The organism is Bradyrhizobium ingae (assembly GCF_055791185.1).
The window spans coordinates 136,093-152,133 of record NZ_JBVUBB010000013.1; the positions used below are offsets into that span (position 1 = coordinate 136,093).

Annotated in this window: 18 protein-coding genes; 10 read left to right on the forward strand and 8 right to left on the reverse strand. The window is 63.9% G+C overall.

What is annotated here, in order from left to right; translation table 11 throughout:
* Positions 1-65: 65 nt before the first annotated feature.
* Both ACV1FX_RS20570 and ACV1FX_RS20575 read right to left on the reverse strand, forming a co-directional pair.
* Positions 66-248, reverse strand: coding sequence for a hypothetical protein (locus ACV1FX_RS20570; RefSeq protein WP_473119375.1), 183 nt, complete (start codon positions 246-248; stop codon positions 66-68).
* 223 nt (positions 249-471) lie between these two features.
* Positions 472-729, reverse strand: coding sequence for a sulfur globule protein precursor (locus ACV1FX_RS20575; protein ID WP_473119376.1), 258 nt, complete (start codon positions 727-729; stop codon positions 472-474).
* 297 nt (positions 730-1,026) lie between these two features.
* Between ACV1FX_RS20575 and ndk the strand changes: the two genes are divergently transcribed.
* Positions 1,027-1,449: a nucleoside-diphosphate kinase gene (ndk, locus tag ACV1FX_RS20580; RefSeq protein WP_027522612.1), complete on the forward strand. Its 423-nt coding sequence runs from the start codon at positions 1,027-1,029 to the stop codon at positions 1,447-1,449.
* Positions 1,450-1,464: 15 nt separating this feature from the next.
* A complete protein-coding gene (locus ACV1FX_RS20585) occupies positions 1,465-2,325 on the forward strand; it encodes a TerC family protein (RefSeq protein WP_473119377.1) in 861 nt (286 codons plus the stop codon).
* 3 nt (positions 2,326-2,328) lie between these two features.
* Here ACV1FX_RS20585 and ppx read toward each other — a convergent pair whose 3' ends face one another.
* The 4 genes from ppx to ACV1FX_RS20605 form a co-directional block, all read right to left on the reverse strand.
* Positions 2,329-3,831, reverse strand: a complete 1,503-nt coding sequence (ppx, locus tag ACV1FX_RS20590; RefSeq protein WP_473119378.1) for an exopolyphosphatase — start codon at positions 3,829-3,831, stop codon at positions 2,329-2,331.
* 15 nt (positions 3,832-3,846) lie between these two features.
* Positions 3,847-6,036: an RNA degradosome polyphosphate kinase gene (locus tag ACV1FX_RS20595; RefSeq protein WP_473119419.1), complete on the reverse strand. Its 2,190-nt coding sequence runs from the start codon at positions 6,034-6,036 to the stop codon at positions 3,847-3,849.
* 157 nt (positions 6,037-6,193) lie between these two features.
* On the reverse strand, positions 6,194-6,871 hold the full coding sequence (locus ACV1FX_RS20600; protein WP_473119379.1) for a P-loop NTPase family protein: 678 nt from the start codon (positions 6,869-6,871) through the stop codon (positions 6,194-6,196).
* A 91-nt stretch (positions 6,872-6,962) separates the two neighbouring features.
* Positions 6,963-7,505, reverse strand: a complete 543-nt coding sequence (locus ACV1FX_RS20605; protein WP_027523874.1) for a CDP-alcohol phosphatidyltransferase family protein — start codon at positions 7,503-7,505, stop codon at positions 6,963-6,965.
* A 153-nt stretch (positions 7,506-7,658) separates the two neighbouring features.
* Here ACV1FX_RS20605 and purM point away from each other — a divergent pair, with 153 nt between their 5' ends.
* The gene (gene purM, locus ACV1FX_RS20610) at positions 7,659-8,732 is read left to right on the forward strand and encodes a phosphoribosylformylglycinamidine cyclo-ligase (RefSeq protein WP_473119380.1); all 1,074 of its coding nucleotides are present in this window, start codon (positions 7,659-7,661) and stop codon (positions 8,730-8,732) included.
* 5 nt (positions 8,733-8,737) lie between these two features.
* Complete coding sequence (gene purN / locus ACV1FX_RS20615; protein WP_473119381.1) at positions 8,738-9,391, forward strand: phosphoribosylglycinamide formyltransferase; 654 nt, start codon at positions 8,738-8,740, stop codon at positions 9,389-9,391.
* Positions 9,392-9,476: 85 nt separating this feature from the next.
* Here the strand turns inward: purN and ACV1FX_RS20620 are convergent, their stop codons facing one another.
* Positions 9,477-9,680 carry a cold-shock protein gene (locus tag ACV1FX_RS20620; RefSeq protein ID WP_027523877.1) on the reverse strand — a complete coding sequence of 68 codons (204 nt, stop codon included), beginning with the start codon at positions 9,678-9,680 and terminating at the stop codon, positions 9,477-9,479.
* A gap of 382 nt (positions 9,681-10,062) precedes the next feature.
* Between ACV1FX_RS20620 and ACV1FX_RS20625 the strand changes: the two genes are divergently transcribed.
* Positions 10,063-11,217 carry an autotransporter outer membrane beta-barrel domain-containing protein gene (locus ACV1FX_RS20625; protein ID WP_473119382.1) on the forward strand — a complete coding sequence of 385 codons (1,155 nt, stop codon included), beginning with the start codon at positions 10,063-10,065 and terminating at the stop codon, positions 11,215-11,217.
* A gap of 10 nt (positions 11,218-11,227) precedes the next feature.
* On the opposite strand, the gene ACV1FX_RS20630 is transcribed toward ACV1FX_RS20625, so the two are convergent.
* Entirely contained in the window at positions 11,228-12,271 is a 1,044-nt protein-coding gene (locus tag ACV1FX_RS20630) for a LysR family transcriptional regulator (RefSeq protein ID WP_473119383.1), read from the reverse strand.
* Positions 12,272-12,337: 66 nt separating this feature from the next.
* Here ACV1FX_RS20630 and ACV1FX_RS20635 point away from each other — a divergent pair, with 66 nt between their 5' ends.
* The 5 genes from ACV1FX_RS20635 to ACV1FX_RS20655 all read left to right on the forward strand — a co-directional run bounded on the left by ACV1FX_RS20635 (position 12,338) and on the right by ACV1FX_RS20655 (position 15,896).
* A complete protein-coding gene (locus tag ACV1FX_RS20635; protein WP_473119384.1) occupies positions 12,338-12,955 on the forward strand; it encodes a hypothetical protein in 618 nt (205 codons plus the stop codon).
* On the forward strand, positions 12,942-13,562 hold the full coding sequence (locus tag ACV1FX_RS20640) for a GNAT family N-acetyltransferase (protein WP_473119385.1): 621 nt from the start codon (positions 12,942-12,944) through the stop codon (positions 13,560-13,562). The genes ACV1FX_RS20635 and ACV1FX_RS20640 overlap by 14 nt, the downstream gene beginning before the upstream one ends.
* Positions 13,563-13,587: 25 nt before the next feature.
* Entirely contained in the window at positions 13,588-14,151 is a 564-nt protein-coding gene (locus ACV1FX_RS20645; RefSeq protein ID WP_473119386.1) for an isochorismatase family protein, read from the forward strand.
* Between the two features lie 26 nt (positions 14,152-14,177).
* The gene (locus ACV1FX_RS20650) at positions 14,178-14,360 is read left to right on the forward strand and encodes a hypothetical protein (RefSeq protein ID WP_473119421.1); all 183 of its coding nucleotides are present in this window, start codon (positions 14,178-14,180) and stop codon (positions 14,358-14,360) included.
* Between the two features lie 153 nt (positions 14,361-14,513).
* On the forward strand, positions 14,514-15,896 hold the full coding sequence (locus ACV1FX_RS20655) for an aspartate aminotransferase family protein (RefSeq protein ID WP_473119387.1): 1,383 nt from the start codon (positions 14,514-14,516) through the stop codon (positions 15,894-15,896).
* Positions 15,897-16,041: the final 145 nt, after the last annotated feature.

A 16,041-nucleotide genomic window follows, 5' to 3' on the forward strand; every position in this document is an offset into this window, starting at 1 on the left:
AACGCAACCCCGTTGTTGCACCTGGCTCTCAGGATCTAAGTTCTTGGGATCTAAGTTCTTGATATCTAATTCTTGGGATCGCGGTCGCGATCCCGCTTGCGCAACTCATTCATGAGGTGCTCGAGATATGTCGGAAGCCGCGGCTCGGGCCGAAGATTCTGCTGGAGCCGTTCGCCGATGGCGTCGCAGATCGATCGGCTGGTCCGCCGGTCCATCTGTTCGCTGTCATTGGCGGATTGGCGAGGCATCACGGGTTCCATTGTGAAATGCAGGACACCCTACCAAGTCCCTGACCCCGAAATAGTTTCGGCCCGCCGGTGGGGACCACCTTACATTCTCGTAAAGATTGCATGAACGTGGCGATGTGCGCCCAAAGCAAATCACCCCATGCAATTGATCCAAGGCAAAGCCCCCGGCGGGGGACGCGCCGGGGGCTTCTTCTGGTCGTTCTCTCGGAAGGTGCTGACGGGCTCAGTAGCAGCGGTTGACCAGCCGCCAGCGGGGTCCCCAGGGGGTCGGGACCAACTGGCGCACATAGCAGCCGCCATAGCCATAGGAGACCGGCCCGCCGGCATAGAAGCGCGGTGCGCCCCAGCCCCAGCCACCGTGGTGCCAACCGCCATGCCAGCCACCCCAGCCGCCATGCCAATGGGCGGAGGCAGAGGTCGGAGCCAGCGCGGCACCCAGCGCGACCGCGGCGACTGCAGCAAGCGAAACTTTCCTCAACATGGTGATCTCCTCAAAACTGCCGGCGCGGGCCTGCGCGTCGATGGAATGGCCGCCGAAACGCCTCTTGAAGGGCAGAACGCGTCTCGATGGGCGTGACCTTAAGCCCGCAATCCTGAACCGGGGCCTGAACGGAGGTTGCAGATTGGGTTCATCTCGGTGAAATAATTGTAACTCCAGGGCTCGGCCCCCGCGGCGATCCGCCTGTGAAGCGCTGCTGGCCGGTCGCTTGCCGTCCGCCGACAGCGCCGATATAAGCCCGGCAACTCCAAATCACCCCCCTTCCTCAAGGATAGAACCATGGCGATTGAACGCACCTTCTCGATCATCAAGCCCGACGCGACCGAGCGTAACCTGACCGGCGCGGTCAACGCCGTGATCGAGAAGGCCGGCCTGCGCATCGTCGCTCAGAAGCGCATCCGCATGACCAAGGGCCAGGCCGAGACCTTCTATGCCGTGCACAAGGCCCGTCCGTTCTTCGGCGAACTCGTCGAGTTCATGACCTCCGGTCCCGTGGTCGTGCAGGTGCTGGAAGGCGAGGGCGCGATCGCCAAGTACCGCGAGGCGATGGGCGCGACCGACCCCTCGAAGGCCGCTGACGGCACCATCCGCAAGCTCTACGCCAAGTCGATCGGCGAGAATTCGGTGCATGGTTCCGATGCCCCCGAGACGGCCGTGATCGAGATCGCTCAGTTCTTCTCGGGCAACGAGATCGTCGGCTGATCGGAAGGACGCATTGTGAACTGGCTCTGGCAGATCTTCGACCCGGCCACCCTCGGGTCGTTCTTCACCCAGTTCCGCAATGAAATGGCCGAACCGGCCTTCTGGGTCGCGGTCGGCAAGATCATCTGGATCAATATCCTGCTCTCCGGCGACAACGCGCTGGTGATCGCGCTCGCATGCCGCGGCCTGAAGCCACGGCATCGGCTGTGGGGCATGGTGCTCGGTGCGGGCGCCGCTGTGCTGCTGCGCATCGTCTTCACCGGCATCGTCGCAAGCCTGATGGCGCTGCCGTATCTCAAGCTGGTCGGCGGTCTCGCGCTGATCGTGATCGCCGCCAAGCTCCTGGTGCCGGAAAGCGAGGACGAGGACGACGTCGCCTCCGCCTCGCATCTGTGGCAGGCGGTGCAGATCGTCGTCGTCGCCGACATCATCATGAGTCTGGACAACGTCATCGCGGTTGCGGCCGCCGCCAATGGCAGCGCGCCGCTCCTGGTGCTCGGCCTCGCCATCAGCGTGCCGCTGATCGTCGCGGGCGCCGCGCTGATCATGGCGCTGCTGTCAAAACTCCCGATCCTTGTCTGGGCCGGCGCGGCGCTGCTCGGCTGGATCGCCGGCGAGGTGATCGCGACCGATCCGGGCGTCGAGCCGAAGCTGCATGCGCTGTCTGACGGTCCGTTCGGCACGTCCCTGGATTCGCTGCTGGCAGGCTTGCGCATCCCGCCGCAATTTGCCCATGGCGGCGCGGGCGCCGAATATCTCTGCGCCGTGCTCGGCGTCATCGTCGTGCTGGTCGTCGGTTATATCTGGCGCCGGCGCAGCCTGCATGTCGCCGCGCTCGAAGCCTCCAAACGGCACGCCAACGCGTCGGCCGAGTAGACTTTAGCGCCTTACGATCGATCCCGAGCGGCCGACCAGGCGGGCGAGCTGCTTGAAGCGACCGCCGACGCGATCGGCGACGAGATCGACGAGGCGGTGCTCGAACACCAGCATCAGTTTGCGACCCGTACTGCGGAAATGGGTGGCCGGCAGCACGCCGGGCCGCGCTGCAGAGATCAGATGCGCGACGCGGAACGCGGCGCCCAAGAGCCGCGCGCGCTCGAGATGCGCAGGCGTGAGCAACTCCTGCATCATCAGCGGAGGCTGGTTCTCTTCGCTCAGGCCCGCATAGCGATAGAACACCGACAGGCCGACGAAGGCGCGGCCCTCGTGGCTGATCGCGCCGAAATTGCCGTTGACCACGAGGCTCAGCGTCTGCTCGCCGCGATGGTCGGGATGGACGCGCCAGCCGATGTCGGAGAGCAGGCACGCGGTGTGGCGCAGCCTGCGGTCCTCCTCGGTCTCGCGCAGCTTCACCACGCGAACGAAGCGGTCGGTCCATTCGATCAGCTCGCGGGCATGGCGCGCTGAGCGTGACATGAGCTGGTTCAGTTCTTCCGCAGCGCAGACCAATCCGTCCTTGGCGCGCTCGGCTTCCGACAGCTTCTCGTGCAGCAGGCCTTCGCGCACGCCGAAGGTCGAGAACACGATCGTCTTCGGCCGTGCGACCCGGATGATGTGCTCGAGCACCAGCGCGGCATAGGTGAGGAGAGGCCGCCGCGCGTCGGCGACCACTTCGATGTCGGCAAGCAGGTTGGACGCAGCTAGGCGTCGCAGGCGTCGTGCGAAATCCAGCGCATCCGCGGCCGGTATCGAGTAGCCGTGCATCACCTGCAGCGGATAGCCGCTCTGGATGATGTGGATGCGCGCGAGTGCGCGCCACGTGCCGCCGACCGCATAGAAGGTGCGGCCACGTCCGGCCTTGAGCTGTTCCACGGCATCGAGCTCTTCCTGCACGATGCGGTCGGCGCGCTTCAACGATTTATGCGAGAGATCCTGCAGGGCGAGCCCGCCAAGCGGCAGCGTCACGCCGCTGCGCACGCTATTGCGGTGGACCTCGACGAGCTCCAGCGAGCCGCCCCCGAGATCGCCGACGATGCCGTCGGGGTGATGGATTCCGGAGACGACGCCGAGCGCCGAGAGGCGCGCTTCGCGCGGGCCTGAGAGGATCTCGATCTTGACCGCGCAGATGCGCTCGGCCTTGGCGATGAAGTCGGGGCCGTTGGAGGCGTCGCGGCACGCGGCGGTCGCGATCGCAAAGACGCGGCCGACCTGCATCACGCGACAGAGCGCCCGAAATCGCTTCAGCGAAGTCAGCGCCTTGTCGACCGCGTCGGGCGCGAGTAGGCCCGTGCTCTGCACCTCGCGGCCGAGGCCGCAGAGCGTCTTCTCGTTGAAGATCGGAATGAGGCTGCGCGCCAGCGCCTCGTAGACGACGAGACGAACCGAGTTGGAACCGATGTCGATCACCGCGACGCTTGCGCCACGTTTGCGCGGCCGTGTCACGGCAACAATCCCCGATCAGGACTGATGACGTTCGTTCCGGCGCGTGAGACGCCGCGGCGAGGATTCCTTGAGCGACTTTCCACGGCCAGACAGACTCGGATTTGTCATGAAGTAGTTGTGCACGTTGAAAGGCTCCTCGCCCTTCGCGGCCTTCATACGCGTTGACGATCCATCGGGCAACAATTGCCAGCTCTGCTCATTGTCCTTCAGGTTGGCGACCATGATCTGCTCGAGAACCTGCTGATGTACCGTCGGATTTTGCAGCGGGCACAGCACTTCGACACGGCGGTCGAGATTGCGCGGCATCATGTCGGCCGACGAGATATACACAGCCGCTTTCGCGCTCGGCAGGCCCTGGCCCATGCCGAAACAGTAGATTCGGCCGTGCTCGAGGAAGCGCCCGATGATCGACTTGACGCGGATATTCTCCGACAGGCCGGGGATGCCCGGCCGCAGGCAGCAGATACCGCGCACCACAAGCTCGACCTGGACGCCGGCTTGAGAGGCCTCATAGAGCGCGTCGATGATGTCAGGATCGACGAGGGCATTCATCTTCATCCAGACCGCGCCGGGCTTGCCGTGCCGTGCATGCGCGGTCTCGCCCTGGATGTGCTCGATGATGCGTTTGCGCAGCGTCAGCGGCGATACCGCCATCTTGTCGAGATCGCTCGGCGCCGCGTAGCCGGTGATGAAGTTGAACACGCGCGCTGCGTCGCGGCCGATGGTCGGGTCGGAGGTGAAGTAGGAAAGATCGGTGTAGATGCGCGCGGTTACCGGATGGTAGTTGCCGGTGCCGGTGTGAACATAGGTGGTGAGGCTGCCGCCCTCGCGGCGGACGACCATCGAGAGTTTCGCGTGCGTCTTCAACTCGAGGAAGCCGTAGACGACCTGTACGCCGGCGCGTTCGAGGTCGCGTGCCCAGCGGATATTGGCTTCCTCGTCGAAGCGCGCCTTCAGCTCGACCAGCGCGGTGACGGACTTGCCGGCCTCTGCCGCCTCGGCCAATGCACGCACGATCGGCGAGTTGTTGGAGGTGCGGTACAGCGTCTGCTTGATCGCAACGACGTCGGGGTCGCGCGTCGCTTGCTGGAGGAACTGCACGACGACATCGAAGGATTCGTAGGGATGATGGACGATGAGGTCCTTCTGCCGGATCGCTGCAAAGATGTCGCCGCCATGCTCGCGCACGCGCTCGGGATGACGGGGCACATAAGGGGTAAATTCGAGGTCGGGGCGATCGAGGCGGGTGAGTTGCGACAGCTCGTTCATGGCGAGCACGCCGTCGACCAGGAACACTTCGTCATCGGCCGCAGAGAGCGCGTGCTGCACGAAGTTGCGTAACTGTTCGGGCGTCTTGGCGTCGACCTCGAGCCGGATCACCGATCCGCGGCGGCGCCGCTTCAGCGCCGTCTCGAACACGCGCACGAGGTCTTCGGCCTCTTCCTCGATCTCCATTTCGGAGTCGCGGATGATGCGGAAGGCGCCCTGGCCATGCACGGTGTAGCCGGGGAACAGACGGTTGATGAAGAGTGCGGTGGCCTGCTCGAGAGGGATCAGCCGCGTCACGCCCTCGGCGGGCAGCTTGATGAAGCGGTCGATCTTGCCGGGCATGCGGATCAGCGCGTTCATCTGCTTGCCGTCGGCATCGCGCGTGAGCTGGAGCGCGATGGTGAAGCCGAGGCTTGGGATGAACGGGAAGGGGTGGGCCGGATCGATCGCCAGCGGTGTGAGCAGGGGGAAGACGTTGTGGAGAAAATAGTCCTCGAGCCACGAACGCTCGGCCTTGGTGACGTCCTTGCCGTCGACCAGCATGATGCCGACATCGGCGAGCGTGCCGCGCAGGTCGCGCCAGATCGCCTGCTGGTCGGACGCAAGCTGGGAGACGGTGCGGTTGATCAGGGCGAGCTGTTCGGACGGGGTCAAACCGTCGGGGCTGCGCTCGGGGATGCCCTCGCGGACCTGCGCCTTGATGCCGGCGACGCGGACCATGAAGAACTCATCAAGGTTATTCGCGGAAATCGACAGGAATCTCACCCGCTCCAGCACTGGGTGGCGGGAATTGACCGATTCCTCCAGGACCCGGCGGTTGAAATGCAGCCAGGAAAGCTCGCGATTGATGAATCGCTCAGGGCTTGTGGCGATCGCCGGCTGGCCCGCCGCTTCCTGTTCTTTTTCTTTGATATCAATATCTTGCGCGGAGTCCATGAGAAGTCGATCCATCTTATCTCGCCTTACTTTGCGACTTACGCGCAAAACCGGCGGGAGCATGTGTTAATGCGATGACGTTTCGATGACATTGATGTTCCGCCGCAGCGCCGCGTCAAGCGGTCAGGGGGACGGCCATGCAGGGGCGCTGGAAACGTCAGGCGTCGCGAAGCAGCTCGGCGGCCAGTGCACGCGTCACGGGCCGGCCGAGCCGCAGGGCTTCGCTGTCGAGCAGCTCCACAGCCCGCCGCGCGGCGGCGGAGGAGCGCTCCAGACGGGTCGCGAGGTAGCTGACCACGTTCTCATCGACGCTCAGTTGGCGGTCGGCGCAGAACTTGACGATCAGGCCGCGGAAAAGCTGATCGTCCGGAGGCAGCAGCGACACCACCGGTACGGCGCGGAGGCGCGAGCGAAGGTCGCGCAGCTCGATGTCCAGCGCCGCCGGCATCTCGCGGCCCGTGAGCAGGACGTAGGCTCCGTCCTCGCGCGCGAGATTCAGTAGATGGAAGAGCGCGCGCTCGTCGAGGTCCTTCGATTTCAGGTCCTCAACGACCAATGCGCCCGTGGCGAGCGCCCCAGGCACGGCAGCCGCAGTCAATGCATTCGCGGTGGTGGAGCGGGCGCCGGACTCTTCGGCCCAGATGGCGGCGAGGTGGCTCTTGCCGGAACCTTCGGGCCCGGCCAGCCACATGATCCGGTTGGGCCATTCGGGCCAGCCGTTGATCAGGGCGAGACCGGCCGCGTTGGCCGGGCCTTCGAGAAAATTGTCCCGGCTCAGGCTTTCCGCGTGCGGAAGCGAAAATGCCAGCTGTCGGGGTTGAACGCGGCCTGCCACGCTTGCTTTGCTCCTTACCGGCGCGCCGGCTTCGTTTGAAGAGATTCGACGTATCGAGCGGGAGTTGGCCTTTTGCGGGGCCGCATCCAGCTCATTTGGCCTCGATCGTGCTCATGTGCCGCAGCCACTCGACGAGATAGAGCGACACGGACGAGAGCGTGAAGACCGTGACGAGGCCCATCAGGATTATATCATAGGGGCCGGGCTTGAACCCGAAGGCGAGGGAGGCCAGCACCAATGCCGCGTAGGCCACCTGGGCTGCGGTGTTGAGCTTCGACACCTTCGACGGCTTCATTTCAACCGGCTTGTCGAATAGCCAGGAGACGATCACGGCCGCGACGATCATGATGTCGCGGGAGACCACCAGGATCACAATCCAGCGCGGGATGTCGCCCCAGATGCCGAGCGCCAGATAGATGGAGACCAGCAGCGCCTTGTCGGCGAGCGGATCGAGCAGGGCACCGAGCTCGCTTCTCATGTTGAAGCGCTTGGCCAGGAAGCCGTCGACAGCATCGCTGATGCCGGCGATCAGGAAGACGGCGAATGCCACCTCCATTTGGCTCGACACGATCGCCCAGACGATGATCGGGACCAGCATGATGCGGCCCAGGGTAATGATGTTCGGAATACTCACGCGGCGCTTCCCGGCACCCGGTCTGACCTCGAATCCGGTCCTTTGGAGGCCGAACCGGTTGATATCTACATAGTATAGCCTCAGGCCCCTTGCGAGCCATTGCGCAGCCCTCGAATTCGACGTAACCAGCCGCAAATCCACTGGAAATCCGGCATGACCGACCGCAAAAACGGCCTTACCTACGCCGATTCAGGCGTCGACATCGATGCGGGCAATCGCCTGGTCGACCTGATCAAGCCGATGGTGCGCGCCACCGCGCGTGCCGGCGCCGACGCCGAGATCGGTGGTTTCGGCGGCCTGTTCGACCCCAAGGCAGCCGGGTTCAAGGACCCGGTCCTGGTCGCCGCCACCGACGGCGTCGGCACCAAGGTCAAGATCGCCATCGAGACCGGCCTGCATGGCGGGATCGGTATCGACCTCGTCGCCATGAGCGTCAACGACCTCGTGGTGCAGGGTGCCGAGCCGCTGTTCTTTCTCGACTATTTCGCCTGCGGCAAGCTCGACCCCGAGGCTGCGGCATCGATCGTCGCGGGTGTCGCCGAAGGCTGCCGCGAGTCCGGCTGCGCGTTGATCGGGGGCGAGACCGCCGAGATGCCCGGCCTCTACAAGGACGGCGACTATGATCTAGCCGGGTTTGCAGTCGGCGCCGCGGAGCGCGGGACCTTGCTGCCGCGCAAGGATATCGCCGCGGGCGATGCCGTGATCGGGCTCGCGTCCTCGGGCGTGCATTCCAACGGCTTCTCGCTGGTGCGTAAGATCGTCGAGCAGTCCGGCCTTGGCTTCGAGGCCCAGGCGCCGTTTGCGCCCGTCATGACGCTCGGCGGCGCGCTGCTGGCGCCGACCCGGCTCTATGTCAAATCGTGCCTGCGCGCGATCCGTGAGACCGACGCGGTGAAGGGCCTTGCCCACATCACCGGCGGCGGCTTCACCGACAACATTCCGCGCGTGCTGCCAAAACATCTCGGTGTCGGCATCGACCTTGCGAACCTGCCGGTGCTGCCGGTGTTCAAATGGCTGGCGACGCAAGGCGGCATCGCCGAGCTCGAAATGCTACGCACCTTCAACTGCGGCATCGGCATGATCGCGATCGTCGAGCCGGATGCGGTCGACAAGGTGGTCGAGATCTTCACGGATGCAGGCGAGACTGCGATGCAGCTCGGTACTGTGATCCCGGCCGAGGGCGAGCATCGCGTCGTCTATAACGGCCACCTCGACCTTTCGCTGTAAGAGCCATGAAGCGCCGCGTCGCCATCCTGATTTCCGGCCGAGGTTCCAACATGGCGGCGCTGATCAATGCCGCCGCCGCGCCGGACTTTCCGGCGGAGATTTCGCTCGTCGTCTCGAACAAGGCCGGCGCGCCTGGGCTGGACAAGGCAAGGACGGCCGGCGTGAAGACGCTGGTGATCGAGAGCAAGCCATTCGGCAAGGACCGCGCCGGCTTCGAGGCTGCGCTGCAGGCCGCGCTCGACCAGCACGGTATCGAGCTGATTTGTCTGGGCGGCTTCATGCGGCTGTTCACGGCCGAGTTCACGCAAAGCTGGTACGGACGGATGCTCAACATCCATCCTTCACTGCTGCCGTCGTTCCCCGGCCTTGACCCGCACGGCCAGGCCCTGCGCGCCGGCGTCAAGCTGTCCGGCGCGACGGTGCACTTCGTGATTCCCGCGACCGATGCCGGCCCGATCGTGATGCAGGGCGCCGTTCCCGTCAGCGACAACGACACGCCGGAGACGCTGTCCGAGCGCATCCTCGAGGTCGAGCACCGCATCTATCCCGACGCGCTCCGCCTGCTTGCAACCGGCAAGGTCCGGATCGACGGCGACGTCTGCAAGACCACGGGAAGCGGCGGCTCGGAAAATTTCCTGATCTCGCCGGTAGTGAGCTGAATCGCCACGTGGGCCTGATCCACAAACGAAATCCCCCGGGCGGAGCCGGGGGGATTCATTCTTGTCTGCGTCGATCGTCAGAAAGTCAGTGAACCCTGAGGTTCTCCGCGGAAGTCTTGCCGCGGTTCTCCACGAGATCGTATTCAACCACCTGATTTTCATTAAGGGTGGTCAGCCCAGCGCGCTCGACCGCGGAGATGTGGACGAACACGTCCTTGTCGCCGCCGTTCGGCTTGATGAAGCCATAGCCCTTTGTCGGGTTGAACCATTTGACGGTGCCTTTTTGCATCGCCAGTCTCCTCCTCTAGACATAAAAAAGACGCGGCTACGTCTTTGCGCGTGCCACGCCACAAACGGGCTTCCGGAAGTCTGTTCGAGTCTTGAGTCTCAATGTCGCGAAACGCACAGTCGAGCGGCCAAATCCGATTGTGCCTAATATTGCAGCATGAAAATCGCGCCCTAGCAAGCAGCGCGCGGATTTCAAGTGCCGACCTGACTCGCGGTGGCACAGTTTGCGACCTGTGGCAGCGGTACCACAGGGCGGGCTAATCACCCCGTTCAATACCGTTCAAGCGATTGACCCTTCACGCCGGTTCGGCGCAAATCGTCGCAGTTGCCGCAACGCGTGTTGCATTTTTGCGCGCTCCATTTGCTTCGGGAATTGTGTCGTCATGCGCTGCCCATCGCAGCCTTCAGGGACAAGGCGAACGCGCCGGCCGGGTTTTCTCCCGCGGGCCGCAAGCGTCATCCTGGTCGCCTTTGCGCTCTCGCTGCTGATCATGGCTGGGCCGGCGCATGCGCAGTCGCCTACACCGACGCCCACGCCTACGCCCACAGCGACGCCTACCCCGACACCTACGCCAACCGTGATGAACTACGGCCAGTCGGCCGGTAATACCACGCTCAACCTCGGCTCCAGTTTCCTGGAGCGACTGGGCAATCAGGCCTCGAACGGCTTCGACCGAACCTCCCGCACCAATCCAGGCGGCGGCGGCGCCGCCGAGGCGACGGAAGGGCCGCGCTACCGGACATGGTTCGAGGGGTACGGCATTTCGATGCGAACCGACGCGCAGGGCGACTTCGTTGGCGACACGCGCAAGACCGTCGGCGGGGTCGCGGGCTTCGGCGCGCGGCTTGCGCCGGGAGTCAATCTCGGCTTCTCAGTGGACCAGAGCCATACCGACATCGACGTGCCGCTGGCGCTGCAATCGGCGACGCTGGATCTGACCCAGCTCGGCATCAACGGCTCGGTCGACAAGGGGCCCTGGACCTGGGCCTTTGCGCTCGTGCACGGCTTGGGCAACGTCCGTTCCAGCCGGGACACCGGCTTCGGCTTTGCGACCGCGGGCTATCGCGCCACCATCGACGGCGCACTCACCGAGATCAGCTACTACTGGACCCAGGACCAGACCCGCTTCGTTCCCAAAGGTGCGCTGGAATATGTCCGCGCTACGAGCGCCTCGTTCCAGGAAACGGGCAGCCTCTTTCCCTTGACCGTCGGCTCGTCCGCACTCGCACGCGCGCGCCTCATGCTCGGAGCCGAGGTCGGGCGCTACTTCATCTTCGACCAGAAGATTCTAGACCTTTCGGCCTATGGCAAGTTCGTCGACAATTTCTATCAGGACCTTGGATCGATCCAAGTCAGTCTGGGCACGCAGAGCCTCGTGGTGCCCGGCATTGGTGAGAGCCGCTACGGCCTCGACACCGGTGCGTCGGCCTCGCTCAGCCTTACCAACACCGCGCGCCTCTACATCAATTATGACGGCAAGTTCCGCAACGAGTTACGGTCGCACCAGGGCACGGTCGGCTTCGAGTACAGATGGTAGCTGCCGCCCGTCACGTCGGCGTCGCCGCGACATAGCCCGTCAGGCCAAAGCTCTCCCGGGCCGCCTCCATCATCGGTACCAGCTCGTTCGGATGGATGAACTCGTCGCGGAAGCAGGGATAGGTGCGCGGATCGAAGATCTTCTTCAGCCACTCGACCACGATCTTGTGCCGCTCGGAGGCGCGGAATTCCTTGTGATAGGTGAGCCAGAGATCGGCGTGGTGACTGACGCCGAGATCGACAGCGACGAGCGGCGCGCCGAGTGCGATCGATACCGTCGGCAGAAAGCCGATGCCGGCGCCGCGTTCCACCGCGTAGAGCACGCCGACCGATGAGTTGGTCTTGATCCCGACGATGCCCTCGAGCGACTCGAGTCCCAGGATGCGGGCATAGGCGGTGTCGTCGACCTGCGGCGCGCTCTGCTTGACGATCCGGTGTTTGTGCAATTCGGCAAGCGTGCCCGGCACGCCATGCAGACTCTCGTAATCCTTCGAGACGAAGGGATAGATGTGGAGCCGGCCAAGCTTGGCCACGATCAGATCAGGATTGGTCGGCGGCTCCAGCTGGATCGCGATATCGGACTCCAGGCGCGCAACATCGGCCTGCTCCATCGCGCAGCGCAGGTCGACGGTGATCTTGCGATAGGTCTTCTGAAAGTCGATCAGTCGCGGCAGGATCCAGAAATTGCCGGGCCCTTCAGTGACTGCGACGCGCACGGTGCCCGTCGCATCGCTCGAGCTACGCGAGGCGCGGCGAAATACATTGAAGGCATAACGCTCCATCAATGTGACGTCGGAGATCATCGCCGTGCCTTCGTCGCTCAGCGTCAATCCGCTCTGGTCACGCAGAAACAGCTTGCAGCCGATGCTCTCTTCGAGCCGGTCGATGCGGCGCATCAGCGTCGTGGAGGTAAGGCCGAGCTCCTCGGCGGCGTTGCGGAAACTTTTATATTTCGCGCACGCTAAAAACAGCTTCAAATCGTCCCAGGATGCATCCAGGGACTCATCGCTGCGGTGCTGCGTCATCGCAGCACCCCGGTGCAATAGTTGCTGCATACACCTGTTCCTTACCCGCTAAGCTCCTCATCCTAACGGGATGGGGCGAAACGATAGAGGGGCAGGATGGGTATGGAAAGGGGCTCGTTTGCCGCAAGGCATGAATTTGACGCGCTGCCGCTCAGTGCGGACGTCGATGTTCATTGTGCGCAATTTTCCGAAATTGCCGCGCTTGCCGAGATGGCGCACCGATTAGTGCCCGGCGTGCGGATTGGCGAGCAGGAGCTCGCACGCTATTTCACCTTCGATTCCCAATGCCTTCTGACATTCACGCGGAACGGCGCGCTGGTCGGTGGCATGGCCTTTCTGTTTCTGAATGAGCGCGGCCACGATGCGTTGCTGCTCGATGAGATATGTCTGACCGAGCCCGATATCCGGCATCTCGCATCTGGCAATGAAGACGTCTCGGCCACCTACATCTGGGCCATCGCAGCCACCGGCCGCGGCATTGCCGGTCTAGGCAGGGCGGCCGCGCATCTGCGGCAGCCGCGGTTGCGAAGCGCCGATTGTTTCGCGCAACCGTCGACCGCGGCCGGTCGCGACATCATGAAAGCGACGGGTTTTCGGCCTATCGCGAGCTTCCAGCCCGACCTCTGGTGTTACGAGCGGCCATGGAATCGACTGCCCATGCGCAGGCAGGGCGCGATGATCGAAGCAGGGAGTCTTGCAGATGCACGGCACTAGAATTCCTTTCGCCAAACCCGACTCGCGCGCCATCACGATCCGCATCGCGCGCGATCCCAGCGACCTCATGCTGGTCACGGCCATCCGTTCAGCGGTCTATCTCGCCGAGCAGGACTGTCCTTTCGAGGAAGAGTTCGACGGCAATGATCTGGTCGCCGCGCATTTCATCGGCTTCATCGGCAACGAGCCCGCCGGCTGCCTGCGCGTTCGCTTCTTCGGCGAATTCGCAAAGGTCGAGCGGCTGGCGGTGCGGCACCAGTACCGGCGCTCGCGCGTGTCGTTCAAGCTCGTGCAGGCGAGCGTCGACTATGTGAAGCGCAAGGGCTTCCGCAAGATCTATGGGCAGGCGCAGGACCGGCTCGTCGACTTCTGGGCCCATTTCGGCGCCAAGCCGCTCGGCCACAATCGCAAGATTACCTTCTCCGATTTTTCCTATACCGAGATGGTGCTCGAGATCGAGCCGGGGCCCGACGCGATCACGCTGGACAGCGATCCTTACGTGATCATCCGTCCCGAGGGCGATTGGGATCGGCCGGGCGTGCTCGATGCCTCAGCGGGACGGGCGGTGACATCGCCGCTGCGTAACGTCTCCATGGCACAACGCTGAAATTGGTGCAGCTACGAACAAGAAGATGCCGGACTTGATTCACGACGATCCGCCGATCCTGATTTGCGCCGATCTGCAGGTCGAATATCTCACACCCGGGCGTCGCCATGTCATTCTCGATGGCGACGCCACGACCTTGCGCTGCCTGGAGTTGTTGACGCTGTGGCGCGACAATCTCTGGCCGGTGATGCACCTCAAGCGCATCGCGCAGGCCGCCTGGTTCAATCCGGCATCCAAGCTGACCGATTGGATTGGCGAGCTCAAGCCGCGCCCGGGAGAGATGACTTTCGAGCATCCGCTGCCATCGGCATATAGTTCCGCGCGGTTCGCAGATTACGCCGCGAACGTCCGGAACATCCGCTGCGTGCTGCTCGGGTTCTCCCTCGACGAGACGATTTTGGCGACCGTGGTCGACGGGTTTCACCGGAGCCATCGTTACCAGGTCGTCGGCGACGCTGTCGCCTGCCGCCATCCGGGCCATGGCAACGCAGCCGACTACAAGCAGTCGGTGGTGAACGTGATCAGTAATTTTGCTACTATTCGCCCCAGCGCCGAGCTCATCAGGACCAGCGGCGCCATCGCGGTATAGACGGGCGCGGCCCGCGACGAGGGTAATTGACGAAATTGTCCCGGGGGCAAGAGCTGGAAGGCCTGCTAGGCGACCTGTCGCGCGCCCTTGAAACGGCGCGCCGGCTCGGGCTGTCGACGACCGTCTATCTGCTCTCGATGGCACTCGTCGAGGTACGCGAGGAGGCCGCCGCTGCCTCGGATGGCGGCGACGATGACGGGGCCGCCTGAACTGGTGTTTCACCTGTTTCCTGCAATGCTGCTGGGCGTTTGCCGCCGACGGATTGGCGTTGCAAGTTGTGCCGTGCCGCAATAGCCAATTGACGACGCCGTCGACAGGCGAGCTCCGTTTCGGCGCGCGCCGAAGGCTGAAGGAATGATGTGATGACCATGCTGCCCAACTCGCAAGAAGCCCGGGATGTTGCCTACCAGCTGCATCCCTACACCAACGCACGCACCCATCAGCAGAACGGTCCGCTGGTGATCGAGCGTGGCGAGGGGCCCTATGTCTTCGACGCCGCGGGCAAGCGCTATTTCGAGGCGATGGCCGGCCTGTGGAGCGTGGGTCTCGGCTTCAACGAGAAGCGGCTGGTCGAGGCCGCGTACCGGCAGATGCAGGCCCTGCCGTTCTACCACGTGTTCTCCGCGAAATCGCACGGGCCCTCGATCGATCTCGCCGAGAGACTCGTCGCCCTCGCGCCGGTGCCGATGAGCAAGGTGTTCTTCACCAACTCCGGCTCGGAGGCCAACGACACGGTGCTGAAGCTGATCGCTTATCGATCGAATGCCCTCGGTCAGCCGCAGCGCAAGAAGGTGATCAGCCGCATGCGTGCTTATCACGGCGTCACGATCGCCTCCGCAAGCCTCACGGGCCTGCCGAACAATCACCGCTCCTTCGATCTTCCGTTGCCGAATATCCTGCACACGGGCTCGCCGCACTTCTACAAGGACGCTCAAGCCGGCGAGAGCGAGGAAGCCTTTGCGGCACGGCGCGCCGAGGAGCTGGAAGCGCTGATCGTGAAGGAAGGTCCGGACACCATCGCGGCCTTCTTCGGCGAGCCGGTGATGGGGGCAGGCGGCGTGATCGTTCCGCCCGCGACCTATTGGGACAAGGTCCAGCAGGTCCTGAAGAAGTATGACATCCTGCTCGTGGCCGACGAGGTCATCTGCGGCTTCGGCCGCACCGGCAAGATGTTCGGCTGCGACACCTATAACATCAAGCCCGATGCCATTGTCGTCTCCAAGCAGATCACCTCGAGTTATTTCCCGTTCTCGGCAGTCCTGATGAATGACCGGATGTTCGAGCCGATCGCGGACGAGAGCAACAAGATCGGCGTTCTCGGCCACGGCTTCACGGCGGGCGGTCATCCGGTCGGTGCGGCGGTGGCGCTGGAAAACCTCAAGATCATCAAGGAGCGCGGCCTGGTTGCGCATGCCGCGGAGACGGGAGCCCATCTGCAGGCGCGGCTGCGCGAGCTTTCAGGCCATCCGCTCGTCGGCGAGGTCCGCGGCGTCGGCATGATCGCTGCGATCGAACTCGTGCTCGACAAGCAGCGCAAGACGGCCGCCAGCACGCCCGGCGCCGTCGGCGGCATCGCGGCGCGCATGCTCCAGGAGCGCGGCGTCATTTCGCGCAACATGCTCGACGCCATCGCCATCTGCCCGCCGCTGATCGTCACGAAGGCCCAGATCGATGAGCTGGTCGGCACCATCGCGGGCGTGCTGGACGATATGAAGGCGGAGGCGGCGAATCTCACGCCGGCGTAGGGGAACGCCGCTGATCGCATCCTCGGTGTCGTCCTGGCGCAAGCCAGGACCCATACCGCGTGATGTATCGATAGCGGAAGGCAGGAGTACCAAACGACGAGTCTTCGCCAAACTCCTCGCTGGGGGGTAATAGGTCCTGGCTTGC